The sequence below is a fragment of the Bacillus sp. CECT 9360 genome, assembly GCF_918741275.1.
In the GTDB taxonomy this organism is placed as follows: domain Bacteria; phylum Bacillota; class Bacilli; order Bacillales; family DSM-1321; genus Peribacillus.
The window spans coordinates 28,799-54,510 of record NZ_CAKKNA010000010.1; the positions used below are offsets into that span (position 1 = coordinate 28,799).

General features: G+C 39.9%; 26 protein-coding genes and 1 riboswitch. Of the genes, 22 read left to right on the forward strand and 4 right to left on the reverse strand.

All coding sequences use genetic code 11. From position 1 onward, the window contains the following. The first annotated feature begins 292 nt into the window (after window positions 1–292). The 13 genes from LQ216_RS13330 to LQ216_RS13390 all read left to right on the forward strand — a co-directional run bounded on the left by LQ216_RS13330 (window position 293) and on the right by LQ216_RS13390 (window position 11,718). Window positions 293–1,012: a DUF969 domain-containing protein gene (locus LQ216_RS13330; protein ID WP_230129972.1), complete on the forward strand. Its 720-nt coding sequence runs from the start codon at window positions 293–295 to the stop codon at window positions 1,010–1,012. Continuing rightward, window positions 1,012–1,974: a DUF979 domain-containing protein gene (locus LQ216_RS13335; protein WP_230129973.1), complete on the forward strand. Its 963-nt coding sequence runs from the start codon at window positions 1,012–1,014 to the stop codon at window positions 1,972–1,974. The genes LQ216_RS13330 and LQ216_RS13335 overlap by 1 nt, the downstream gene beginning before the upstream one ends. 24 nt (window positions 1,975–1,998) lie before the next feature. Next, complete coding sequence (pcp, locus tag LQ216_RS13340; protein WP_230130111.1) at window positions 1,999–2,646, forward strand: pyroglutamyl-peptidase I; 648 nt, start codon at window positions 1,999–2,001, stop codon at window positions 2,644–2,646. A gap of 617 nt (window positions 2,647–3,263) precedes the next feature. Next, window positions 3,264–4,445, forward strand: coding sequence for an ABC transporter substrate-binding protein (locus LQ216_RS13345; RefSeq protein WP_230129974.1), 1,182 nt, complete (start codon window positions 3,264–3,266; stop codon window positions 4,443–4,445). Between the two features lie 116 nt (window positions 4,446–4,561). Beyond that, window positions 4,562–5,440 carry a branched-chain amino acid ABC transporter permease gene (locus LQ216_RS13350; protein ID WP_230129975.1) on the forward strand — a complete coding sequence of 293 codons (879 nt, stop codon included), beginning with the start codon at window positions 4,562–4,564 and terminating at the stop codon, window positions 5,438–5,440. Window positions 5,441–5,453: 13 nt separating this feature from the next. Further along, a complete protein-coding gene (locus LQ216_RS13355; RefSeq protein WP_230129976.1) occupies window positions 5,454–6,428 on the forward strand; it encodes a branched-chain amino acid ABC transporter permease in 975 nt (324 codons plus the stop codon). Further along, window positions 6,403–7,182, forward strand: coding sequence for an ABC transporter ATP-binding protein (locus LQ216_RS13360; protein ID WP_230129977.1), 780 nt, complete (start codon window positions 6,403–6,405; stop codon window positions 7,180–7,182). The genes LQ216_RS13355 and LQ216_RS13360 overlap by 26 nt, the downstream gene beginning before the upstream one ends. Next, window positions 7,182–7,889, forward strand: a complete 708-nt coding sequence (locus LQ216_RS13365) for an ABC transporter ATP-binding protein (RefSeq protein WP_230129978.1) — start codon at window positions 7,182–7,184, stop codon at window positions 7,887–7,889. The genes LQ216_RS13360 and LQ216_RS13365 overlap by 1 nt, the downstream gene beginning before the upstream one ends. 102 nt (window positions 7,890–7,991) lie before the next feature. Continuing rightward, on the forward strand, window positions 7,992–8,168 hold the full coding sequence (locus LQ216_RS13370; protein WP_230130112.1) for a hypothetical protein: 177 nt from the start codon (window positions 7,992–7,994) through the stop codon (window positions 8,166–8,168). Between the two features lie 273 nt (window positions 8,169–8,441). After that, complete coding sequence (locus tag LQ216_RS13375) at window positions 8,442–8,783, forward strand: hypothetical protein (protein ID WP_230129979.1); 342 nt, start codon at window positions 8,442–8,444, stop codon at window positions 8,781–8,783. A 54-nt stretch (window positions 8,784–8,837) separates the two neighbouring features. Then, complete coding sequence (locus LQ216_RS13380; protein WP_230129980.1) at window positions 8,838–9,854, forward strand: type II TA system antitoxin MqsA family protein; 1,017 nt, start codon at window positions 8,838–8,840, stop codon at window positions 9,852–9,854. Window positions 9,855–10,086: 232 nt separating this feature from the next. Continuing rightward, window positions 10,087–10,656 carry a VOC family protein gene (locus LQ216_RS13385; protein ID WP_230129981.1) on the forward strand — a complete coding sequence of 190 codons (570 nt, stop codon included), beginning with the start codon at window positions 10,087–10,089 and terminating at the stop codon, window positions 10,654–10,656. Between the two features lie 148 nt (window positions 10,657–10,804). Beyond that, window positions 10,805–10,892: riboswitch (cyclic di-GMP riboswitch) on the forward strand. Between the two features lie 22 nt (window positions 10,893–10,914). Further along, on the forward strand, window positions 10,915–11,718 hold the full coding sequence (locus LQ216_RS13390) for a hypothetical protein (RefSeq protein ID WP_230129982.1): 804 nt from the start codon (window positions 10,915–10,917) through the stop codon (window positions 11,716–11,718). A gap of 506 nt (window positions 11,719–12,224) precedes the next feature. Here the strand turns inward: LQ216_RS13390 and LQ216_RS13395 are convergent. Continuing rightward, on the reverse strand, window positions 12,225–13,415 hold the full coding sequence (locus LQ216_RS13395; RefSeq protein ID WP_230129983.1) for an MFS transporter: 1,191 nt from the start codon (window positions 13,413–13,415) through the stop codon (window positions 12,225–12,227). Between the two features lie 358 nt (window positions 13,416–13,773). On the opposite strand from LQ216_RS13395, the gene LQ216_RS13400 reads away from it, so the two are divergent. The 3 genes from LQ216_RS13400 to LQ216_RS13410 all read left to right on the forward strand — a co-directional run bounded on the left by LQ216_RS13400 (window position 13,774) and on the right by LQ216_RS13410 (window position 16,059). Continuing rightward, window positions 13,774–14,499, forward strand: a complete 726-nt coding sequence (locus tag LQ216_RS13400; protein ID WP_230129984.1) for a Wzz/FepE/Etk N-terminal domain-containing protein — start codon at window positions 13,774–13,776, stop codon at window positions 14,497–14,499. Then, entirely contained in the window at window positions 14,489–15,181 is a 693-nt protein-coding gene (locus LQ216_RS13405) for a CpsD/CapB family tyrosine-protein kinase (RefSeq protein ID WP_230129985.1), read from the forward strand. Before LQ216_RS13400 ends, LQ216_RS13405 begins: the two co-directional genes overlap by 11 nt. A gap of 95 nt (window positions 15,182–15,276) precedes the next feature. Continuing rightward, window positions 15,277–16,059 (forward strand): CpsB/CapC family capsule biosynthesis tyrosine phosphatase, encoded by a 783-nt coding sequence (locus LQ216_RS13410; RefSeq protein WP_230129986.1) that lies wholly within the window; start codon window positions 15,277–15,279, stop codon window positions 16,057–16,059. Between the two features lie 332 nt (window positions 16,060–16,391). Here LQ216_RS13410 and LQ216_RS13415 read toward each other — a convergent pair whose 3' ends face one another. The 3 genes from LQ216_RS13415 to LQ216_RS13425 form a co-directional block, all read right to left on the reverse strand. Next, window positions 16,392–17,720: a hypothetical protein gene (locus tag LQ216_RS13415; protein ID WP_230129987.1), complete on the reverse strand. Its 1,329-nt coding sequence runs from the start codon at window positions 17,718–17,720 to the stop codon at window positions 16,392–16,394. A 74-nt stretch (window positions 17,721–17,794) separates the two neighbouring features. Then, window positions 17,795–19,027 (reverse strand): hypothetical protein, encoded by a 1,233-nt coding sequence (locus LQ216_RS13420; RefSeq protein WP_230129988.1) that lies wholly within the window; start codon window positions 19,025–19,027, stop codon window positions 17,795–17,797. Then, window positions 19,027–19,806, reverse strand: coding sequence for an SGNH/GDSL hydrolase family protein (locus LQ216_RS13425; RefSeq protein WP_230129989.1), 780 nt, complete (start codon window positions 19,804–19,806; stop codon window positions 19,027–19,029). Before LQ216_RS13425 ends, LQ216_RS13420 begins: the two co-directional genes overlap by 1 nt. 228 nt (window positions 19,807–20,034) lie before the next feature. Here LQ216_RS13425 and LQ216_RS13430 point away from each other — a divergent pair, with 228 nt between their 5' ends. From LQ216_RS13430 to LQ216_RS13455, 6 genes are all read left to right on the forward strand, one after another. Beyond that, on the forward strand, window positions 20,035–20,760 hold the full coding sequence (locus LQ216_RS13430) for a Wzz/FepE/Etk N-terminal domain-containing protein (RefSeq protein ID WP_230129990.1): 726 nt from the start codon (window positions 20,035–20,037) through the stop codon (window positions 20,758–20,760). Continuing rightward, window positions 20,750–21,442, forward strand: a complete 693-nt coding sequence (locus LQ216_RS13435; RefSeq protein WP_230129991.1) for a CpsD/CapB family tyrosine-protein kinase — start codon at window positions 20,750–20,752, stop codon at window positions 21,440–21,442. Before LQ216_RS13430 ends, LQ216_RS13435 begins: the two co-directional genes overlap by 11 nt. A gap of 95 nt (window positions 21,443–21,537) precedes the next feature. Further along, entirely contained in the window at window positions 21,538–22,305 is a 768-nt protein-coding gene (locus LQ216_RS13440; RefSeq protein ID WP_230129992.1) for a CpsB/CapC family capsule biosynthesis tyrosine phosphatase, read from the forward strand. Window positions 22,306–22,667: 362 nt separating this feature from the next. Further along, entirely contained in the window at window positions 22,668–23,555 is an 888-nt protein-coding gene (gene galU, locus LQ216_RS13445) for a UTP--glucose-1-phosphate uridylyltransferase GalU (protein ID WP_230129993.1), read from the forward strand. A gap of 78 nt (window positions 23,556–23,633) precedes the next feature. Then, entirely contained in the window at window positions 23,634–25,466 is a 1,833-nt protein-coding gene (locus LQ216_RS13450; RefSeq protein WP_230129994.1) for a nucleoside-diphosphate sugar epimerase/dehydratase, read from the forward strand. Between the two features lie 64 nt (window positions 25,467–25,530). Further along, window positions 25,531–25,695: a hypothetical protein gene (locus LQ216_RS13455; protein WP_230129995.1), complete on the forward strand. Its 165-nt coding sequence runs from the start codon at window positions 25,531–25,533 to the stop codon at window positions 25,693–25,695. Window positions 25,696–25,712: the final 17 nt, after the last annotated feature.

Genomic DNA, 25,712 nt, shown 5'->3' on the forward strand with positions numbered 1-25,712 from the left:
TATATTCTACTGTTTGTATGAAAATACAACTTGATATCAACATGAAATGGCATACAGACCATCAGTTGTTGGCTTTCATTTGTAGAAATGGTGATATTACTAAAAATATTATTACAAATCTCATTTTTCTTCTTGTATTATTATTCACTCCAATTTATTATATACTAATAAGTATTTTTTCGGAATAATCTAATTAGTCAATCGGAAGGATGTGTTGTATTTAATAATAGATAAAAAGAGTTATAGCTAAATATTTTTATAATATAGTGAGAGACAAAGGGGGCGCAGGGAATTGATTAAATTAATTGGTATCTTGGTTGTAGCGCTTGGATTTGCTTTTCGATTCAATACGCTGCTCGTTGTTATGGTTGCTGGAATAGTCACGGGACTAGTATCTGGTCTATCTTTTAATGAAATTATATCTTTATTCGGAGAATTCTTTATTGAAAATCGGTATATGTCGCTGCCAATCATTTTGACATTGCCTGTAATAGGCATCTTGGAGCGTTATGGTCTTAAGGAGAGAGCAGAAACATTGATAAAAAAGGCAAAGAACGCGACAACCGGCCGAGTTCTGCTTACATATTTATTTATCCGTGAAGGATCAGCCGCGATTGGACTTAATATTGGCGGTCATCCGCAGACTGTACGGCCGCTGGTCGCTCCGATGGCAGAGGGAGCGGCTGCAGCAAGGTATGGGGAACTTTCTGAAAAGACCAGAAGTGACATAAAAGCCCATGCTGCTGCAGCGGAAAACACTGGATGGTTTTTTGGTGAAGACATTTTCATTGCTACTGGTGCTATTTTGCTTATGAAAGGGTTTTTTGATTCAGTTGGCATGGATGTTGGCGTTTGGGATATGGCGTTATGGGGAATCCCTACCGCATTGGCTGCTTTATTTGTCGGTTGGTTCCGCTTCAATAGACTCGATAAACGGATCGCAAGAGATGCATCCGCCACGGTCGGAACAACTCCCCCACAAGAAACTACTACAAAAGGGGAGATGCTATAATGCAATTAATCACTCTTGAGACACTCTACTACCTTCTTGGCATTATTGTGGCCTTCGTAGCCATCAGGGTAGCACTTGATAAAAACCACCCGAATCGAGTGGGGTCCAGCCTTTTCTGGGGCATATTCGCGATAACATTCTTGTTTGGCAAGCAAATACCGCCCCTATACGTGGGTTACCTGGTGCTGATCATGGTGGGGATTGCTTCTTTTGGAAAAGTTACAAAGTCTAACGAAAAAGAAACAGATTCAAGTGAACGTGAAGGACACGCAGAACGTCTAAGGAATAAAATATTCCTTCCGGCAGTGCTGATTCCGGTTCTAACCATTATCGGAACTCTTACACTTGGAAAAATTAAATTCGGCTCGGTCCGACTGGTGGATCCTGAACAGGTGACATTAATTGCTCTTGGACTTGCAACCATTATCGCCTTTGTAGCAGCGCAGCGTATAACCCGCGCAAAAGCGACAGTCCCGGTTAATGAAGGGAGTCGCCTGCTTCAGGCCGTCGGATGGGCTGTTATACTTCCACAGATGCTTGCGGCACTTGGCGGAATTTTTGCCAAATCAGGTGTAGGAGATGTTGTTTCCGGCATTGTCGGGGATTTTCTGCCGACAAACTATGCATTCGTAGCCGTAGCAGCCTATTGCTTAGGCATGATGCTGTTTACGATAATCATGGGGAACGCTTTTGCCGCGTTTGCGGTAATAACGGGTGGAATCGGTCTTCCGCTGATCGTCGAGATGCACGGTGGAAACCCGGCAATCATGGCAGCGCTTGGTATGTTTGCAGGTTATTGTGGCACGCTGATGACTCCAATGGCAGCGAATTTTAATATCGTTCCCGCGATGCTGCTGGAGCTGAAGGATAAGAATGCTGTCATTAAAGCGCAGCTGCCAATAGCCATTCCGGTGTTTGTCATTAATATGATGTTAATGTATTTCCTTGTTTATCGTTTCTAATATAATCATAGAGGAGAGGTAATAATCGCGAAAATTTTACTAACTGGTTTTGAACCTTTTGGAGGAGAAGAGACCAATCCGGCACTCGAAGCTGTTATGAAGTTGGACGGAAAAGCGGTCGGTGATTACACAATCGTCTCGCGCCGCATCCCAACTGTGTTCGATGAATCGATTGCTGTTCTGCAGGAATGTCTGGAAGAAATAAACCCTGAACTCGTGATCTCTGTGGGCCAGGCAGGCGGACGCCCTGATATTACTGTTGAACGAGTGGCTATCAATGTTAATGATGCGAGAATTGCAGATAACAAACATCAGCAGCCGATCGATACCCCCGTTATGGAAGACGGCCCGGCTGCTTACTGGTCAACCTTGCCAATCAAGGCCATCGTAAAAAATATGCGGGAGAACGGTGTTCCTGCCTCTGTTTCCCAAACAGCCGGCACATTTGTTTGCAACCATATTTTTTACGGGCTTATGCACTTGCTGGAAAAAGGAAGGCATAATGTAAGGGGCGGTTTTATCCATATACCGTTCCTTCCTGAACAGGCAGCGGCACATCCGGGCCAACCTAGTATGTCTCTTGATACAATTGTTAAAGGGATCGAGCTGGCGATTGAAGCGGCATTAAGCCATGAAAAAGATATTGTGGAGGTTGGCGGCGAGACGCATTAAGTTGATAATACAGTTACCAGGACAATCAAAATAATCATAAATAATGTTTTCTACCATACCGTCGCTGACATTCGTAAAAACGTCCAAGCCTTTATGGAGAATATAGATCCCATAACAGTCATAGACAGGCTGTGTGTAAGGATGGAATCAAAGGCCATTTTGGAAATGTTCAACTGATTTAGTAATCTTAACTGTGATAAAGCATTCGAGTCCAATCCCCTGCATCCGTGTTTGAAAAATACGGATGTAGAGGGATTTTTTTATACAAGACTTTATTTAAATAATTTTCATCTGGATTTTTGGACTCCAACTTCTCGCTAAATTCCCCAAAAAATCCTCATTATTCTTAATCTCGCTTATTTCAAAGATAAGTATAATATTTTCACGCGTTAATCTACTAAAACTTCATCCTTTTGTCAAAAAATTTTAATTTTAATATAATATTCTGCAAATAATATATAGACGGTTCGGGGAAAATAAGGTAAACTATTTTTCAGAATATTATTTTTATTTTCAATATTAATTATTCATTTCGGGTCTGCATATCTTCTATAGTAGAAATACAAAGTTTAGGAGAATATGCAAGAAAAAACGAAGAGTAATAGGGGGAAAATTGAATGAAGAAAAGAAAAAAGGGTGGCCTTTTACTATCACTATCATTGAGTGCAACACTGCTTCTGGCTGGTTGCGGTGGTTCTGAGAGCAGTGGTGGATCAGGAGGCGGCGGAGATACGATCAAGATTGGTGCGAACATGGAATTGTCCGGCGGTGTTGCTTCTTATGGACAATCTGGGGTGCAAGGTCTTGAACTAGCTTTTGATGAAATCAATAAAAAAGGCATTGACGGTAAGAAATTGGAATTAGTCAAAGTCGATAATAAGTCTGATGCGGCAGAGGCTACCCAAGGGGCATTGAAGCTTGCTACACAGGACAAGGTTGCGGTTATGGTCGGAGCCGCTACCAGTACAAACACATTGGCTCAGGTGCAAATCGCCACAGATCAGAAGATTCCACTAATTACTCCTACAGGAACTAACCCTGATATTACGGGTAAAGGTGATGCAGTAAATGATTTTGTGTTTAGAACATGCTTTATCGATCCATTCCAAGGAACAGTAGCGGCTAACTTTGCTCAAAGCAAGTTCCAATCGAAAAAAGCAGCGATATTTATTGATACTGCAAGTGACTATTCAAAAGGTTTGGCTAAAGCCTTTGAAGAATCGTATACAAAAGCCGGCGGAAAAATTGTAGCTGAAGAAGCATATGTAGCGAAGGATACAGATTTCCGTGCGACGCTTACACGTATCAAATCGGCTAAGCCGGATTTCATCTTCCTGCCTGGTTATTATGAAGAAGTAGGCTTAATTGTTAAACAAGCCCGCGAAGCTGGTATTGATGTGCCGATCATGGGTGGAGACGGCTGGGATTCTCCGAAGCTTGTTGAAATTGCCGGTGGAGACGCATTGAACAATACGTTTATCACAAACCACTATTCAGCAGCTGATCCTGACGAAAAGATCCAGAAATTCGTAAAAGCATATGAAGCGGAATATAAGGCTACTCCAGACGGTTTTGCTGCTCTTGGTTATGACACAGGGTACATGATTGCTGACGCTATCGAGCGCGCAGGCAGTACAGACCCTGAAAAAATCAAGGAAGCTTTAGCAGAAACAAAGGATCTTGCACTTGTTTCAGGAAGCATTACCTTGAATGATCATCACGATCCGATTAAATCCGCATCGATCCTTAAATATGAAGACGGAAAGCAAAACTTCGATTCTAAAGTTGACCCAGAATAAAAAATATCGGGCTCTAAACATAGCCCTGAATTACAAGGCAGGACAGGTTTACCTGAAAAACAGGGGCCTGTCCCCCTATTTGTTTATACTTCTTAAAAAACCAAGGAGAGACCAATATGGAATTGATACAACAGCTTATTAACGGAATATCTCTCGGCAGTATATATGCCCTGATCGCTCTAGGTTACACCATGGTATACGGCATTGTTAAGCTGATTAATTTTGCACATGGTGATGTATTTATGGTAGGGGCGTTCGTGGGCTTTTATTCTATAACGGTCCTGGATTTGACTTTCTTCCCGGCCTTGCTATTAACGATGGCTTTCACAGCTCTATTCGGTGTCATTATCGAGAGAATTGCGTACAAGCCATTGCGTAACGCGACAAGGATCGCGGCATTGATCACCGCAATCGGGGTTTCTCTACTCATCGAGTATGGCTTTATCTATTTCCGCGGGGCACAGCCTGAAGCGTATCCGTCAGGTGTTCTGCCTTCTGAAAAAATATCCATTTTTGGGGTATCGGTAAACAGCCAATCGATCTTCATTCTTTGTACTTCTGTTGTTCTTATGATTATCCTGCAATTCGTTGTACATAAAACCAAAATCGGTAAAGCGATGCGCGCGGTTTCGTTTGATGCAGAAGCGGCTAAGCTGATGGGCATCAACGTCAATAATACCATTTCTGCTACCTTTGCAATCGGTTCAGCTCTTGCCGGTGCTGCGGGTGTTATCTTCGGTGTATATTACAGCAAAATAGAGCCATTGATGGGAATTATCCCTGGATTAAAAGCGTTTGTTGCTGCCGTTCTTGGCGGAATCGGCATCATTCCCGGAGCAATGGTCGGAGGACTGCTTCTCGGGGTGGTTGAATCGCTTGTCAGCGCTGCTGGATACTCTCTATGGCGCGACGCCGTAGCATTTGTTGTACTTATCTTAATCCTTATCTTCCTTCCGTCAGGCTTGTTTGGAAAAAATAGAAGAGAAAAAGTGTAGGGGAGACAAAGCAATGACTATTCTAAAAAGCACAAAAGGTTTTTGGCTCTCGATTTTATTTTCAGTCATCGTATTTTTCGCTGTACAACTTACGATAAACCTTCAATTGGTGAACGATTTCCTAATAAACACGATTTTGTTTATGGGAATCAATATCATGTTGGCGGTCAGCCTTCATTTAATTATTGGAATCACCGGTCAGTTCTCCATTGGGCATGCCGGGTTCTTGGCGGTAGGTGCCTATGCATCCGCCATTGCCACGATGAAATTGGAATTGCCATTTCCTGTTGCGCTCTTAATCGGGGGTATTGTTGCGGCGATTGCCGGTCTTATCATCGGGATTCCAAGCTTGCGGCTTAAAGGTGACTATTTAGCGATTGCAACACTGGGCTTCGGAGAAATCGTCCGGATTGTATTTCTAAATATTGACTATGTCGGCGGAGCAAGCGGCATGATGGTAAGTCATTTGACTACTTGGCCTTGGGTGTTCGGCTGTACACTAATAACGATCCTGGTTATTAGAAACTTTACAAATTCCACACATGGACGAGCCTGTATTTCCATCCGTGAAGATGAAACAGCTTCAGACGCAATGGGAATCAATACGACTTATTATAAGGTTGTTGCCTTTGCGATCGGCTCTTTCTTTGCCGGGATTGCCGGTTCATTGTTTGCCCATAATTTCTACATTATTCAGCCTTCGAATTTCGGGTTTTTAAAATCGTTTGATATCCTGATCTTTGTTGTGTTAGGTGGTCTTGGCAGCATGTCCGGAGCCGTAATTGCGGCCATACTCCTGACAATCGTCTCGACCTTCCTGCAGGGATATCCGGAAACAAGGATGGTCATTTACAGCATTATCTTAATCGTGATGATGATTTATCGTCCGCAAGGCTTAATGGGTACAAAGGAAATCACATCATTCTTCAAGAAAAAGAAAGACATTGAAGGAGGTCCTAAGGATGGCAACCACCACACCGTTGCTTAAGGTAGACAACGCCGGCATCCAATTTGGAGGCTTAAAAGCTGTACAAGGCGTCAACGTAGAATTGTTTCCCGGGGAGCTTGTAGGACTTATCGGGCCGAATGGTGCCGGTAAAACAACCTTCTTCAATCTGCTTACAGGCGTTTATGTACCAACCGAAGGCAGCATTTCCTTAAACGGGGAAAAGCTGAACAAGAAGCCCCCTTTTAAGATAACAAGAAAAGGAATTAGCCGTACATTCCAGAATATCCGTTTGTTCAGCGAACTATCTGTGATCGATAATGTAAAAGTAGCGTATCATTCCCAGGCAAAGCATTCGATCGCAAGCTCCATTTTACGGATTCCCACTCATTTTTCCGGGGAAAAAGAAATGGATGAAAAGGCCGTGGAATTTTTGAAAATCTTTGGCCTCGACCGATTTAAGGATGAGAAAGCAAAAAATCTTCCATACGGTCAACAGCGTCGCTTGGAAATCGCGCGGGCACTTGCTGCAAATCCGAAGCTCCTGCTTTTGGACGAGCCGGCAGCAGGAATGAATCCTCAAGAAACACAAGAATTGATGAAGCTCATCGGATTCATCAGAGAAAAATTCGACCTGACCGTTCTGCTTATCGAGCATGATATGCCGCTTGTGATGGGTGTTTGCGAACGGATTTATGTGTTGGATCACGGACAGCTGATCGCACAGGGTACGCCGGAAGAAGTCAGAAATAACCCAAAAGTCATCGAGGCGTATCTCGGCGAGGAGGTTTCATAATGTTAAAGGTAGAAGGAATCAATGTATATTACGGGAATATCCAAGCCATCAGAGATGTTTCCCTGGAAATTAATCAAGGCGAAATCGTAACACTGATCGGAGCAAACGGCGCCGGGAAAAGCACATTGTTAAAAACAATCTCCGGTCTATTAAAGCCAAAGCAAGGCCAGATTCTTTATGAAGGCAAATCGATTGGCGGTAAGGCAGCACAGACCATCGTTAAACAGGGAATCTCCCATGTTCCCGAAGGCCGCCGTGTATTTGCGAACATGACGGTTGAAGAAAACCTTCAATTGGGTGCGTACCTAAGGAAGGATAAAGCCGGGATCAAACAGGATCTGAATAAAGTATATGAGCTGTTCCCGAGATTGCTCGAGCGTCTCAAACAGCAGGCAGGGACCCTTTCAGGCGGAGAGCAGCAAATGCTCGCAATGGGCCGGGCATTAATGGCCAAGCCTAAGCTTCTGCTATTGGATGAACCATCAATGGGACTAGCTCCACTGCTTGTGAAAACAATCTTCCGCATCATTGAAGAAATCAACCAGTCAGGTACAACGATTTTGTTGGTTGAGCAAAACGCCAACCTCGCATTATCGATTGCCAACAGAGCATATGTAGTCGAAACTGGCCGCATCGTCCTTTCCGGCGACGCGGAAGAACTTACTTCCAGCGAACAAGTGAAAATGGCTTATTTAGGCGGACATTAAGAACAAAAACGGCATTCTCCTAGGATGGAGGATGCCGCTTCTTTGTGTGCTTTAATCGTAGGAATGTTTGAACAATACACCATATAAATTCAACTTCTTGTTATTTATGATACTGAAAGTGATGAACTTTTCTGTTTAGATTTTAATCAACTTGATGATAGGGAAGAACCGAAAATAGTATCTTTTGTACCGGGAGTTGAATTAGAAAGTCATACATATGAAATAATTGCTAACGACTTTGGTGATTTTTTATTAGATCTAGTTAACCAAGAAATATAAAACCTTGATTGGCTATATGCCTTTCAAGGTTTTTTTATGATTATACAATTTTTATGGAGCTGTGTTTATACTAGAGAAGGTCGTATAATATTACGCTAAAAAGCTAACGAAAATTACAATTGTTGGATACCACCGATTACTATAAATACGTAAAAAATATTTAGAAAAAACAAAAAGTATCAGTTGATACTTTTTGTTTTTTTATTTATAATGAATATAAAGGTATCATTTGATACTAAACTGGCTACTATACGATAAAGAGGGATCCTGCAAATGAATCAGAATCAAGCGGAGCAATTTTTGGCAAAAATGCATGAGCTGGTTCGGAACGGAAAGCGTTACTTCGTGAGAAGAACCAGGCATGGTGTTTCCTACATTCAACAATTGGCAGACTTAGGTCTCACAAGTGTGGATGAGGCATGGGAAATTGTACTGAAACTGAACGGTACACATCGTGTTAGTGGACCAGAATTCGATCGTAATGATCCCGAATGTGGAAAAGTTGTATGGGTATTTAAGATGGAGGTAAATGGTCTCATTACTTATATCAAGTTGAAAGATGAGGAATTAAAGCGTGGGTGTGTTTGTTTATCCTTCCACGAAGACGATCTATAGGAAAAAGGAAGATACTTATCTTCCTTTTTCAAACTATAAATGGAGTGAAAAAAAATGAGCCAATTTCGTTACTGTGAAACATGCGAGTGCGAAAGAGAAATTACTTTTAAAGAAAGACCTTCTACGTATACATTTAGAAAAGAGCCATTTGAAATTATTGAACAATATGCTGAATGTACAGTTTGCCATAATGATGTATATGACGAGGTTACCGCTAATCAAACCTTACAGCAATTAAGTAAGTTATATCAAAGTAAGCATTCTTTTACGGTTGAGGATATTAAAAAAATTCGTAAGTCTACCGGGTTAACACAATCGCAATTTGCAAAAGTTCTTAATATGGGAGAAGCTACGATTAAAAGGTATGAATCGGGAACATCCTTACCGGATGGAACCCAGCTTGGCATTTTAAAGATGTTAAAAAGTAACCCCAGTCTTATTATTAAATTTTTTGAAGAGAATAAAGAAGGGTTGTCAACAGCGGAACAACAGTTGATTGAAGAAAAATTAAAATCTCTCGCTTCAGATAATTTGGAGAAATCATCCTACGAAATTCTCCGTCTGTTATACGCTAAGTATGAAAACAGTATTGAAAATGGTAATACATCATTTTCTCCTGAAAAGCTGTTTAATATGATTTTATATTTTGCCCGCGATGGTGTCTTAAAAACTAAATTAATGAAACTACTCTGGTATGCCGATTTTCTTATGTTTAAAAGGTATAAACACTCAATAAGTGGAACCCCCTATTGGCATAAGGAATTTGGACCTGTACCTGTCGAACATGATACAGTTCTGGGTTGTGTTACGGGGATAAATCTTATAGCAATTGAAGAAGAGGAAGATTCTTCTACTGGCTATTCGAAGATGACTGTTAAATCAAATGTTCCTTTTAACTCAACTATTTTTAATCAAGAAGAGCTTCAAGTACTTCAATTTATTGAAGAATTTTTTATTTCATACGGGTCACGAAGGATAAGTAACTTTTCTCATGATGAGGAAGGGTGGCTACGTACTGAGGAAGAAGAGACCATACGTTTTACTTATGCTGAATTGCTACAATTAAAATAACTATTTCTGGAGGTAATATTATGGCAGGGAAGATCATCGTGTAACCACATTCAGCAGGTAAAAGGTGCTGGAAAATTGGAAGCCCCGTATTCTATGGAATCGGGGTTTTATATTACTTTGATTGATCCTAACAGTCTCTATATGGATAGAACTGCTAGGATCAATCATTCTGTTTCCGCGATTCTCTACGTCTTTTTTTATAGAATTTATCGTATACCTAACGGTGCGTACCGTGGCTAAGAAACTCTTCTACATGATTTTATTTATTTGTTTTTATTTATTTAATACCGCATTAAAAAGGGATTGTCTTATTTATAAAGAATTACTTCCTAGAAATATGAATATTGGAGGTTTTGAAAACATGACTAAGCAATATCTTTTTACAAGGGTGGGATATCACTACATACCAACAACAAATATTGATGAATCGATTGACTGGTATACTCAGAATCTAGGATTAAAGTTGATTAACAAATTTATGGACCGTGGCTCACATATTGCCATTCTTCACTACCCTCACAGGAATGCAATAGCCACGGTTTTAATTGAAACTACTGACTATAAACCTTTAGAAATCATGCGTAACGGGAAGGCTTTTCCTATTGCTGCATTAGCTTGTGACAGTATTGAAAATACGCATAAACAATTGAAGGAAAAAGGGATTTCAGTGGATGATATCACTACCCTCGGAGAGGAAGAAGCAAAATACTTCTATTTTAAGGATAACGAAGGAAATTTGCTCGAGGCGGCTTGGTCGAAGTGGGATTCAAAAGATGAGATAAAACACGATTTTGAAAATTGAATGAAAACCACGATGCTTATACTCGCCAAACGGTGAGTTTTTTTGATGCCAACATTTAAGGTGAAAAATAGTGCTACATACCTATTATTTTTTCTTGCATCAGGTCGATATTTTATGTAATCGGTATGTAAAATCTTCTCAAGTATATACATCGAAAAGGCAAAGCTATGGAAACATAGTTGCGCAAAGCTACAGGGGCTAAAGTGGTTAATCGACTAGGCCAGCCAGCTACCGAAATATAGTTAAAGGGGAAAGAAAATGAGACTTCTAAATAAAATTTTGGTTTCCGCCCTTGGTTTATCCTTGCTATTTTCACAAGGTTTGACCACCGCAGAGGCTAAAAGCCATGACAAAAAATCGAAAACCGCTGATAAGAATAAAAACGGAATCGATGACAAGTGGGAGAAGAAGTATAAGCTCTCAGGAAAAAATGTAGCCGGACAAGATAACGACAAAGACAGTTTAAGCAACTTGATCGAATACAAGCTGACTTTACATCCAAAAACAGCGGATACAGATAAAGACGGAACATTGGATGGACAAGAAGATCGCGATAAGGATGGAGTCGGCAATCTGGCAGAAATCGAAAATGGCCTGGATCCTTTAAATCCTGATACGGACAAAGATAAAATCAAGGATGGCGAGGAAAAGGACAAAGACGGTGTTCTGGTCTCCAACAAAGTCCAAGATTTAGAAATCAAAATTGTAACAGCCGACAAGAAGAGCATAACAGTCGATTATAAGGTCCAAAAGAAGAAAGCAACACTTAAAGTAAAAGATACAACAGGCACAGTAACAAATGAAACGATTACCGCACTGGTAAAAGAGCTACAAGAACCTAATAGCAAAACTCAAGAAGAAGTGGTTGCAGCACTTCTAGGCTTATTCAAGATCGAAGGCCCATTCGGTATTGAAATGGAAATCGAATATGCAGATGGAAAAGAACTTGAAATTGAAGAAGAGTTAGAAGATAAAGACGAAGACGATGATGAAGACGACGATGATGACCATGATGAAGACGATCATGATGATCACAACGATGATGAGAGAGACGAAGACTAATTCAAAAAAGGGAAGCCAGCATTTTGATGTTGGCTTCCCTTTTTACTATAGATTAGAAGGATTACTTGAAATAGGTAGGCTCACTAAATCCATTAAATAATTGATTTAATAATGAATTCATGACTTTTAAAGCGCATTACACCATAGCTTCCAAATAAAAAAACCTTAGCAAAAAATTAGTTTTTAGAAGAATTTCTTTTTCGCTACAAAACTGGTCAAACCGGCTACAAAATCGAAATACCAGCTACAAAAACGGGAGCTGGCTACAAAATGAAAATTCCCGCTACAAAACCCAAACTTTCGGCTACAAAACTGGTCAAACCGGCTACGAAATCGAAATTCCAGCTACAAAAATGGGAGCTGGCTACAAAACGAAAATTCCCGCTACAAAACCCAAACTTCCGGCTACAAAACTGATCAAACCGGCTACAAAATCGAAATACCAGCTACAAAAACGGGAACTGGCTACAAAATGAAAATTCCGGCTACTTTCTATAATATACAGTTTAAACAGGCTTCACCGGATTCTTCCTCAGCAAGCTCAAATAATAAATCATCGCGATAAACACCGAAATCGCAGAGGTAATATAAATGCTGCTGTATCCGAAATAATGGCCAATCTGCCCAAATGCGATGGCGCCAATCCCCACGCCAAGATCAAAGAATGAAAAGAATGTAGCATTGGCCATGCCTCTTCGGTGCCTAGGTGCCTGCTCAATGGACCATGCTTGCAGCGCCGGTTGTATCGAACCGAATCCTAGCCCATAAAGAATCGCTGCTGTATACAAGATACCGCTGTTTGGCAACCATGCCAAAAGAACCATCGCAACCAGAATCAAGAGTGCTCCCGGAATGAAGACCGCGCGATGCCCCTTTGTATCATAGAGTTTCCCGGCAAATGTCCTTGTCAGCATCAAGGCAAGAGCGTAAAGAAGAAAATACCACTGAATCCCGGGAATGTCTCTTTGTGCCGCGTATAACGGAAGAAAAGTGGCGATGCCCCCAAACGTTACCGTGATAAAAAACAATAAAACGGATGGCTGCAAGGCGCTCTTTTCATAGAAGTCCCACTTGACGGTGACCGTTTCCTGGGCCGCTTTTTCTACTTTCTTATAGCGAACGGTTGAGGATAGAAGCAAGGCAGCCAAGCCTAGCCCGCCACATATTAAGAATAATTCCTTGAAGTTTAAAACCCCGCTCAGCGCAAGGCCGAGCGACGGGCCGAATGCAAGAGCCAGGTTTCCGGATAGACCGTAGTAACCCATTCCTTCGCCCCGCCTATGTGCAGGGATTAAATCGGTAGCAATCGTCCCAGAAGCGGTTGTCGAAAATCCCCAGCCGACCCCCTGGATAATCCGCACAATGAATAAGAGAATAATGCTGGTCGCAAACCCGAAAACTCCTACAGAAACGACAAAAATGCCTAGACCAATTAAATAAACAAAAGCTCGGCCCTTCGTTTCTAGCGCATGTCCGGCATACGGCCTGATCAGTAAGGCGGAAAACATAAAGATACCGACCACAACTCCGATCAACTGATCACTTCCACCGATCTGTTCAACAAACAAGGGAATCGTCGGCAGCGTCATCTGAAAGCCAAGAAAAATAAAAAAGTTAGCCAAAACAATCAGTACAAAATCTCTCGTCCAAATCTTATCTGAGGTATTTGGACCTTCCTTTGCAAATGGTTCACTCATACAGGTCCTCCTACAATTTAAATATCCAAGTATATTCTACAGCAAATTATTTCGGGTGGCTAATTATTAAGGATATAAAAGTAAAATTACCCCTTTTGTAATATATGGATTCGATAAAAGGTTATTCAATATGAAGACCGTTGCAATAGAACGATATCTTTTTCGTAATTTACACTACTACTGTATGTCATCTTCACTAGGGATATAATTCCCGCAGTCGATAAAGTTAAACGAAGGTTCCTCTTGTATGATTCTGTAGGCGAAAGTCAATTTTCATAAATATTTGTCATGCAAGACACGACAGAAGTCTTTTGGTATAATAATCCTTGTTTTACAGTAAGAAATTTGGGAGGAAGCCATGGAAGAAACGATAAGTTTAAAAGAATTGTTTAGCACGCTAAAGAAAAGACTATCGCTCATTATTATCATTACTCTCCTGGCTACCATTGCCAGCGGTATCATCAGTTATTTTTTCTTAACACCGATTTATCAGGCGTCTACACAAATATTGGTGAACCAGTCAAAGAACGAGGAAGCATTATACAACAACAATGAAGTTCAAACGAATGTGCAGCTGATCAATACATATAATGTGATCATAAAAAGCCCTGCAATTCTAGATTTGGTTAAGGAAGAGCTGAATCTGGATATGACAGCCAATCAACTAAATGAAAAGATAACCGTCCAAAGCGAACAGGATTCACAAGTTATGAATCTATCTGTTCAGGATTCGAATCCCGGGCGAGCGGCAGACATCGCAAACAAAACCGCAGACGTGTTCCAAGACGAAATCGTGGAGATCATGAGCGTTGATAATGTGAAGATTCTAACGAAAGCGACAGTGGCGGACGATCAATCTCCGATCAAACCAAATCCGCTGCTTAATATTGCCATCTCATTAGTTGTCGGGTTAATGGCCGGTGTCGGCTTGGCCTTTTTACTGGAATACTTGGATAACACGATTAAGTCAGAACAAGATATTGAGAAGCTATTGGAATTACCGGTGCTTGGCGTGATCACAAAGATTGATACACAAGGAAGTAACGAGAAACGGAGAGGAAGAGGTGAGGCAAGTGGCTCCTAAAAAGAAAGGATCTGATCAGACAAGAAAGCTAATTACCAGGCTGAATCCGAAATCTCCAATCTCCGAACAATACCGGACGGTCCGGACGAACATCCAGTTTTCTTCGGTCGACAAAGACATTCGCACAATTTTAGTCACCTCCCCGGGCCCGTCTGAAGGTAAATCAACGACTGTTGCGAACCTGGCAGTCGTTTTCGCCCAGCAGGGTAAAAAAGTGCTTTTAGTGGATGCGGACTTACGCAAACCGACTGTCCACTACACATTCAATTTAACAAACACATTTGGCTTAACCAATGTCCTAGCGAAACAATACAATCTAATAGATGCAGTTGTACAAACGAACGAAGAAAAATTATTTGTGCTTCCGAGCGGTCCGATTCCACCGAATCCGGCTGAATTGTTAGGCTCGAAGGCGATGGATGATTTAATAGAAAATATTCTTCAAGAATTCGACATCGTTCTGTTTGATTCTCCACCTATTTTAGCTGTAACGGATGCCCAGGTGCTGACAAACCGCTGCGATGGCACGATCCTGGTCGTCTCAAGCGGAAAGACGGAAATCGAGCAGGCAGCAAAGGCCAAAGAGTCATTGTTATCGGCAAACGGGAACATTTTAGGGGCGATTTTGAACAATAAAAAAGTAAAAAAGGACCAATATTACTATTACGGTAATGTAAATTAATGTCGAAGTTGTGTCGATGAAAACTTGTTCCTAGCGTTTAAGAATTATGTTAGATTTAGGAGAAAGATCATCGGAAATCAACTGGAGGTTTTGTAATGATTGACATACATTGCCATATTTTGCCTGATATTGACGACGGACCCCAAACATTGAGGGAAAGTATGGAAATGGCAAAGCTTGCAGTCCAAGAAGGAATTACGTCAATCATTGCAACTCCCCATCATAAAAACGGAAGTTATGAAAATACAAAACGGGTCATCTTACAAAAAGTAGAAGAGCTAAACACCATCCTGCAAATGGGTGCCGTTCCGCTTCAAATCCTGCCCGGCCAGGAGCCGAGAATTTATGGCGAGCTGCTGGAGGATTATAAAGACGGCGAAATTGTAACAGTAAACGCCAATGGAAAACACCTATTCATTGAACTCCCATCCGGACATGTACCACGCTATACGGAACAGCTTCTTTATGACATTCAAATGAACGATTTAACCCCAATCATTGTCCATCCGGAAAGAAACGCGGAACTCATGCAGAATCCGGACATCTTATACGAACTCGTAAAAAAGGGAGCTTTAACCCAGCTAACAGCCTCAAGTGTCGCCGGATACTTCGGCAAGTCGATAAAGAAATTCAGCCTTCAATTAATCGAAGCCAATCTGACACACTTTATCGCATCGGATGCCCATAACGTTTCAAATCGAAGCTTCAAAATCACAGAAGCATTAGATGAAATCGAAAAAAAGTACGGCGTGGATATGGTTTACTTATTTACTGAAAATGCCGAGCTCCTAGTAGAAGGAAAAACCCCCTATAAAGAAAAACCTGAAAAGGTAAAGAGGAAGAAAAAGATATTGGGGTTATTTAATTTTAATAAGTAGGTTTTCAGGTCTACTTCGTCAGGGCAAGCAGCTGACCGGAGAGACTTTCTGACCGTTATACAGGGAGGCACTCGATCATGCTGTGGGATCCCGGACCGGTGCCCTTAGACCCCCGTCGTCGAAGTATGGTGTGAGGAAGGGCTCAATGCCCACTTTTCAATTAATTTATTTAATTATGTTAAATGTCTAATGATAGGGCATGTCAAGACACATGTACTATCATTAGCATTTATTTATGTGTTTTTTTAATAATATGGATTTACGGCTTGATGATAAAAAGAATAGATTCCTTCTTTAGCTATAGAACTTCGTTAGTTTAAATACAAAATATTTCAGGTCTCGATTTGATAAGTAGCCCGGCTTACTAATTTCTTTTCTACTGTGGCTTCTTTCTTTTTACCGAAAATTGTTCGAGATAAAATGGTAAAGGATGTTAGTAGCATGAAAACCTTATATGTGAAAATCGAATTCCCAGAAACAAATATAAAAGTAAATGTAATTACATAAACTACGACAAAATCATAACCTAAAAAATCTCTATATTTATAAAGTTGATATAAAGAAAATATGATCAGCATAACCACTAAACTCATTCCTAATACGCCCGAATAAAGCATTGCAGACAAAACTGGGTTGTGCGGATAATCTTCAACTGCATTTGAAGGGAACTTTTCTGCATATGAAGTAAGATATTCAAAGCCCGAACCCATCAGAGCCTGATAAACAGGGAACTGATTCAATAATTCGAAACTATACCCCCACCTATCAGACCTCGGTAAAAAACTTTCTAGAGCATTATCCGGCTTAATTGTAGCGAAACGATCAATCGTCGTTTTAACTTGAGGGTCCTCAAAAACTTGAGTAAAATCAATTTTATTGCCTGTAAAGTATGCCGATGAGAATATTACAACAAACGTAAATGTAACAAAGTAAGCAATAAAAATATTGTTAACCACATTTCTTTTCTTTATAAAACTAATCATAATTCTAATGCAGCCATAAATCGCCAACAAGCTTATAAAAAAGTAGGATCTTCTTGATCCGGAAAATAATATACTCGTAATTATAGGCAACATAGGTAATAAATAAAGAAATTTTTTCACTTTAGACGTTGCTTGATTAAATAACGCAATACCAAATATCAAGGCGATTAACATAGAAAGAGCAAACATATTATTGTCTGGAATTAACGAAGTGCCAAAAACATAGTTTCCATTGTAGAAGAACTGATCAAGGAAAATACCCTTTGTAAGTAAGTAGTACTTATACAAAGAAAGTAGAGAAAATATCCCCATCATGATCAATACGATGTTTTTAGCAAGATACCAGGATCGTTTATAAGTAGTTGCGTTCATCTGATTTATCAAGATGAATGAGGTTATCAGGAATACCATATTAATTAAATCAGTTTTTATTGCGACGTAATGTAAGTCACCGGTATACAAAATCCCTAATAAATAACCCATGCAACAAAGATAAAACAGAATAGTCCCTAGGTTAATAGTTATCTTGGGTTGAATTCTCCGGAGATTGATTAACAGAGCTCCTATATATAGAAAAGCAACGATGTAAACCATAGCGATACCGTCAAAAAAAGTCATTCCCCAAATTGTAAATACAATTAACAAAGCGACACCTATCTCATTTCTTAAAATAGCCATAGGAGGGATTCATCCTTTTCCTGGAATATTATCCTCCTAACTATACCACAATTGTAAATTTTATCTAGAACAACTTACTGAAAAACAGGGAGTTTAGCTCTCCACAAATTCACTTTCCCATTTCGGGAATACGTCCCGTATATTGTTCTTTGCTCATCTCCAGGATGCGGACCCAACACGTTAAAGAATCCTTTTGCATTCGATGTGTAATCCGTTTCTTTGAAAATCTGATACCAGTGAAATCCATCAGGCGAAGCAAGTAATCTCGAGTAACCTTTTGTGCTAGTTAAATGATTTTGGAATGCCATCAGACCAACGTTTCCTAATTTAGGATCGCTCACCGTCCAACCCTTTACGGCGAAATGACCAATTAAATTATCAGATTCAAATCCAAGCTTTTTAAAGCCAACTATTATGTCTTTTTCGAGTATGTCGGGATTAAATGAATCTGTCGGTCTCCTCCAGTAGGATAGACCCTCCGGCTTTTCATCGCTCCCCATAATGATGCCGTGTGGAAAACACAGGAGGGATGTTGGATGCAACGGAGCCCAACCGTTTGGATAGTTTCCGTTAAATATCTTTTTCCAAGTCGTTCCGTAATCGTAAGAATAATAAATTTGACGATTCGATCCGTCTCCTGTTACTACCAGAATACAATCAGAATAGGGATCAAAGGTGACGTCATGTATGTGGAAGTTTCCTGGGTCGCTCATATCTGATATTGGCATATTAAATATCCGAGACCATATTGCCCCGTTGTCCTTTGAGAAATATACTTCTCTCGGTGGATTTGCAGCATTTGCCGTCCCATACGAACTCATTAGAATGAAGTTCGCGTGCTTAGCATACCCCCAAGTATTTTGTGTGTATCCAGATGCAAATTGGAATGCGACAGTGAACGCTGTCTTTGCCTCGTCAGATACTAAAACTTTACCGTTTTTAGACCCGACAATGATCCTCCCTGTGTCCGAAATAATCATTCCATACATAGAAATTGAATCTCCGGCTTCAAGTTGAGGAGTAGCATCTAAAACATTTGTCCAAGTATCACCTTTATCCACTGACTTACGAACAATGTTTGGATACCCAACGCCCCACAATGCCCCATCTTTATCAAGATATCCGTAACACAACATTCCTGCCGTATCACCTTTTGGTAGAATTTCAGCTTGAACTGTTCCCGGCACAGGATATTTCGGCTGTACTGATTTGATTGGTATCGGGGATACATCTGGAACATTACTCCCCGTTAATAAAAGAAGAGATAACAAAAAAGAACCAAAATTGGTCCTTTTTGATATCAACATTATTGTTTAGCTGAACCTTCTATTAAAAACTCCTCAATAGCCTCAGCCCATAATTCATGCCCATTTGCATTCACACTTTCTCGATCTTCAGCTAAAAGGCTTAACATTTCTTCGGAATTTGGATCGGGCCATGCAGTCCAGTGATCGAGATAGGCTAGTTTATTTTCCTTTGCAAAGTTCTTTAAATCTTCCACTTGCTGTGGATAGTAAGTGGCCTGGTAGAGCGGATGAGGCGGTTGTAAGATAAAGGTTGTATCATTCTTGCTTTCCTTTACGTCTTGAATAATTCTCCTAATGTTATCAAATGAGTCTTTAATATTTACTTCACCGTTATCCGCCAAAGTGAACGGCTCAAGGATAATCATATCGGCTTTCTCTTTGATCAATACTTGTTGTTTGTTTTGCTGAACGAATTCCATAGAATTCAGATCAAATTGTTTTACTTTAACAGTTACGGTATCTCCGTATACGTCAGCAAGTTGTTCCTTGACTTCAACCGGCCAGCCATTTTCGTTAGCTGCCATTGCTTTAGAACCAGCAAATAAAATCGTGAACGGTTTCTTTTCTTGAAGTTTCTTCTCATATAACCGTTTACTCTCTTTAGGCCAATTGCTGGCATAAGAAAGGAGCTTTTCTTCTTCCGTTCTATCCTCGGCATTCCGTTTTGCAGCAGATGATGAGTTCACAGAACTTTCTATTTGCTCCTTCCAATGAACATTCCCAAATACCAATGTAATGGCACAAGCAATACCCAAAAGAATAACGATGAATTTTTTCATATGTACCTCCAAAAAATGAAATATGTTACCCTCATATAACGTTGCCAAAACAAGTAATTACTACCATGTTGCTCATTTGACTACCTTTTTATTTAAAAATGGTATTTAATATTATAGAAATATAACAAGACGATTAAGTTTATAACAAGAAACAAAAAATGACAAATAATGACAAACAGATAATGATATAATGTTCTATGTTTCTACACAACGGATGGAGAGGAAACAATGGAAGAAACGATAAGTTTAAAAGAGTTATTCGGAACGCTAAAAAAAAGATTGAGTTTAATTATAATTATCACTCTACTCGCTACTTTGGCCAGCGGAATCATCAGTTATTTTTTCTTAACACCTATCTATCAGGCATCCACACAAATATTGGTCAATCAGTCAAAAAATGAGCAATCGATATACAACAACAATGAAGTACAGACGAATCTCCAGCTGGTTAATACGTACAATGTGATAATTAAAAGCCCGGCGATATTAGATTTGGTAAATAAAGAACTAGACTTAGGAATGACGACTGAGCAGTTAAACGGAAAAATAACGGTACAAAGTGAACAAGATTCTCAAGTTATTAATCTTACTGTTCAGGATACGGATCCACAAAAAGCAGCAGATATCGCGAACGCAACTGCTGATGTGTTCCAAAAAGAAATCGTGAAAATCATGAATGTCGATAATGTGAAGGTCATAGCAAAAGCAACGATGGCTGACAACCAATCACCAGTCAAACCAAATCCGCTTCTTAATATTGCCATCGCATTAGTTGTCGGATTAATGGCGGGCATTGGACTTTCATTCCTACTAGAATATTTGGATAACACAATCAAAACGGAACAGGATATTGAGAAGCAATTAGAATTACCGGTGCTTGGCGTCATAACCAAGATTGATGTACAAGGCAACAACGAGAAACGGAGAGGAAGAGGTGAGGCAAGTGGCTCCTAAAAAGAAATTGTCTGATCACAAAAGAAAGCTAATTACCAGGCTGAATCCGAAATCGCCAATCTCTGAACAATACCGGACGATCCGGACAAACATTCAATTTTCATCGGTTGACAAAGACATACGCGCAATCTTAGTCACCTCTCCGGGACCGTCTGAAGGTAAATCAACGACTGTTGCGAACCTAGCAGTCGTTTACGCCCAGCAGGGAAAAAAAGTGCTTTTAGTGGATGCGGACTTACGCAAACCGACTGTCCACTACACATTTAATTTAACAAACACATTTGGCTTAACCACTGTCCTTGCCAAACAAGCCAATCTAACAGATACAGTTGTACAAACGAACGAAGAAAAATTGTTTGTGCTTCCGAGCGGTCCGATTCCTCCGAATCCGGCTGAATTGTTAGGCTCAAAGGCGATGGATGATTTAATAGAAGATATTCTACAAGAATTCGACATCGTTCTGTTCGATTCTCCACCGGTATTAGCAGTAACGGATGCGCAGATTCTAGCTAACCGCTGTGACGGAACGATTTTGGTTGTTTCTAGCGGAAAGACGGAATTCGAGCAGGCAGCAAAGGCTAAAGAGTCATTATTATCGGTCAATGGAACCATTTTAGGGGCAATTTTGAACAATAAAAAAGTAAAAAAGGACCAATATTACTACTACAACCATGAAGAATGATGTCGAACTTGTGTCGATGAAAACTTGTTCCTAGGTTAAGAGAATTATGTTAGATTTGGTAGAAAGATAATTGGAAATAAACTGGGGGTCATGTGATGATCGACATACATTGCCATATCTTGCCTGATATTGACGACGGAGCTCAAACACTGAAGGAAAGTATGGAAATGGCAAAGCTTGCGGTCCAAGAAGGCATCACGTCAATCATTGCAACACCTCATCATAAAAACGGAAAATACGAAAATACAAAAAGGGTCATCTTACAAAAAGTAGAAGAACTAAATAGTGTTTTGCAAAAAGAATCAATTCCGCTCCAAGTTTTACCGGGTCAGGAGCCTAGAATATATGGGGAACTGTTGGAGGATTACGAGCAAGGGGAGATTCTAACCTTGAATGAAAACGGTCAATATCTCTTCGTTGAACTCCCATCTGGACATGTACCACGCTATACAAATCAGCTTATTTATGACATTCAAATGAATGGATTGACCCCAATCATCGTCCATCCGGAAAGAAATGCGGAACTCATACAGAATCCGGACATCTTATACGAACTCGTAAAAAAGGGAGCTTTAACCCAGCTGACAGCTTCAAGTGTTGCCGGATACTTTGGCAAATCAATAAAAAAGTTCAGCTCGCAATTAATCGAAGCGAACCTGACCCACTTTATCGCATCAGACGCCCATAACGTTTCAAATCGGAGCTTTAAAATAACTGAAGCATTAGATGAAATTGAAAAAAAGTACGGCGTGGATATGGTTTATCTATTTACAGAAAATGCCGAGTTACTAGTCGAAGGAAAAACTCCATATAAAGAAATACCTGAAAAGGTAAAGAGGAAAAAGCTACTAGGATTATTTTAATAAGTAGATTTTAACATCTACTTTCGTCAGGCAAGCACCTGACCGGCGAGGCTTCCTGACCGTTACACAAGGAGGCACTCGATCATGCTGTGGGATACCCGGACAGGTACCCTTAGACGCCCGTCGTCGATAGTATGGTGTGAGGATGGGTTAAATGCCCATTTTTTAATTAATTTATTTAACAATGTTAAATGTCTAATGATAGGACATGTCTTGACACGTGTACTATCATTAGACATTTATTTTATGCTGTTTATTAGCAATCATTCAAGTAAATAGATAGATTCTCTCATTATTGTTATCGACATTAATACAGATTATTTTAGTTGGAAATATATAAATTCGTAAAGGGGACTAAGACTTTGAAAAAGGTACGGAAGGCGATCATTCCGGCAGCAGGATTAGGGACAAGGTTTTTACCCGCCACAAAGGCAATGCCAAAGGAAATGCTACCAATTGTAGATAAGCCAACTATCCAATACATTGTTGAAGAAGCGGTTGCTTCAGGTATTGAAGATATCATTATTGTGACAGGTAAAGGAAAACGTGCAATCGAAGACCATTTTGACATTGCACTGGAGTTAGAACAAAATTTACAAGAAAAAGGGAAATTGGATATATTAGAAAAAGTACGCTATTCTACTAATCTTGCAGATATCCACTATATTCGGCAAAAAGAGCCGAAGGGCTTGGGTCATGCTATCTGGTGTGCCCGTCACTTTATTGGTGATGAGCCGTTTGCGGTTTTATTAGGTGACGATATTGTCCAAAGTGATACCCCCTGTTTAAGACAATTGATAAATCAATATGAAGATACTCTTTCATCTGTAATTGGTGTTCAAACCGTACCTAATGAAGAAACACATCGTTATGGAATTATCGATCCAGCTGCACAGGTGGGCCGTCGATACCAGGTTAATCACTTTGTGGAGAAGCCTGAGAAAGGCACTGCACCATCCAACCTAGCAATCATGGGGCGCTATATACTGACACCTGAAATCTTTAGGTTCCTTGAACGACAGGAAACTGGCGCGGGCGGAGAAATTCAACTTACAGATGCCATTCAAAAACTAAACCAAATTCAGCGGGTATTTGCTTATGATTTTGAAGGAAAGCGGTTTGATGTTGGTGAAAAAATTGGTTTTGTCAAAACTACATTAGAATTTGCATTACAGCATGAGGATTTAAAGGAAGAAATCATTGAATTTATGAAATCAATCATTTCTTCAGAACAAGATCCCGAAAAATAAAAACTTTATAAATTAATTCTCAATGTATCAATGTCTATGCAAATCCATTGTATTGTAAAACATTAAGGGGGAATTCGGTTGACGTACCGAAACCGATTAATAATACTAATATGTTTAGATTCTCTGATTGTTTTATCGGCCATTTATATAAGTTACTTAGTTTTACATCCTTATCTAGATGTTTTTAAAATGTCTACACTGCTAATCAGCTCTATTACTCTGTTGATTAGCCATCATATTTTTGCTTCTATTTACAAGCTCTACAATAAGGCATGGGAATATGCCAGTATTGGAGAGCTGATATCAATTATTAAAGCTGTAACCCTCTCCATTATCGTAACCGCTATTATCCAAGTGATCGTTTTTCAAAATGTGTATGTTAGGGCTTTAGGATTAACATGGATGCTGCATGTAATGTTAATTGGAGGATCTCGTTTTACGTGGAGGATGTTTGCTGATCGATATATAAAACCAAAGGGAGAAAAGAAGAAAACATTAATTATTGGAGCTGGGGCTGCAGGAAATATGGTCGTCAGACAATTGTTAAATAACCATGATTCTGAGCTAAAACCTGTTGCATATATTGATGATGATCCAAAAAAATACAAACTCCATTATTTTGGAATTCCTGTATTAGGAGATTCCACAAAAATTGCTCAAATAGTAGAGAAGTTGCAAATAGAAAATATTGTGATAGCTATCCCTTCATTAAGCAAAAAGGAATTAAACCGAATCTTTGAAGAATGCTCGAAGACGAATGCAAAAACTCAGATTATGCCTATGATTGAAGATATCATGATTGGTAAAGTATCAATCAATCAATTCAGGGATGTCCAAGTCGAGGATTTACTAGGACGGGAACCGGTTGAATTAGATATTGATAGTATTTCGGAATTCATTACTAATAAGACTGTAGTCGTAACGGGAGCCGGTGGTTCAATCGGTTCTGAAATTTGCAGACAAATATGCAGATTCTCGCCAAGTAAAATCGTATTAGTTGGTCATGGAGAAAATAGCATATATCAAATTGACATGGAATTAAGGAACCAATACAAAGATTTAATTAAAATCATTCCTGTGATTGGGGATGTGCAAGATAAATTAAGGATGTTTGATGTTTTTGAGGAACATACACCTGATGTAGTTTATCATGCAGCCGCACATAAACATGTCCCGTTAATGGAATACAACCCAAAAGAAGCTGTAAAAAACAATATTTTTGGCACGAAAAATGTTGCTGAAGCGGCTGATATATTTGGCGTGAAAAACTTTGTGCTAATATCTTCTGATAAAGCAGTTAACCCAACGAATGTTATGGGTGCGACCAAACGTGTAGCTGAAATGATTATTCAGCAACTTGATAAAACAAGTCAAACGAACTTTGTAGCGGTGCGGTTTGGAAACGTACTAGGCAGCCGGGGATCCGTTATCCCTTTGTTTAAAAAACAAATCCAAGCAGGCGGACCGATCACAGTCACCCATCCGGATATGACACGCTACTTCATGACCATTCCGGAAGCATCACGGTTGGTCATTCAATCGGGAGCATTAGCAAGAGGCGGGGAAATCTTCGTACTCGATATGGGAGAGCCAGTTAAAATCGTTGACCTTGCGAGAAACTTGATCACACTGTCAGGCTATTCAATAGAAGAAATCGGCATCAACTTCTCAGGAATCCGTCCAGGAGAGAAAATGTTTGAAGAATTACTCAACAGCAATGAAGTCCACCCTAAACAGGTGTTTCCGAAAATACACATCGGAAAAGCCGCCGTTGTCGAAGGGCCGATCTTCCATGAGTTTATTGCCAGCTTGCATGATAAGGATAACATTACTTTGAAAGAGCAGCTGGTGAAGATTGCTAATACGAAGGATGGGTTGAGAGAGGTTATGAGGGAAGCCATTAGTTTCTGATTTGAAACAGTTAATAATAGAATAAGGTGATTTTCATAAGGGTGTGACCCTTTGATTCAAATTCTTGAACCACAACAAATTAGGAGACGGCGGAGATGTTCGTTTAATTGATGCGATCCAAGAGCTTAACCAAAACTATCGAGTTTTTGCTTATGAATTCGAAGGCAATCGTTTTGATGAAGGAGAGAAAGTGGCTTTTATTAAGACGATAATTGAGGTGCCATTCTAGGATCATCAGATTGAGAA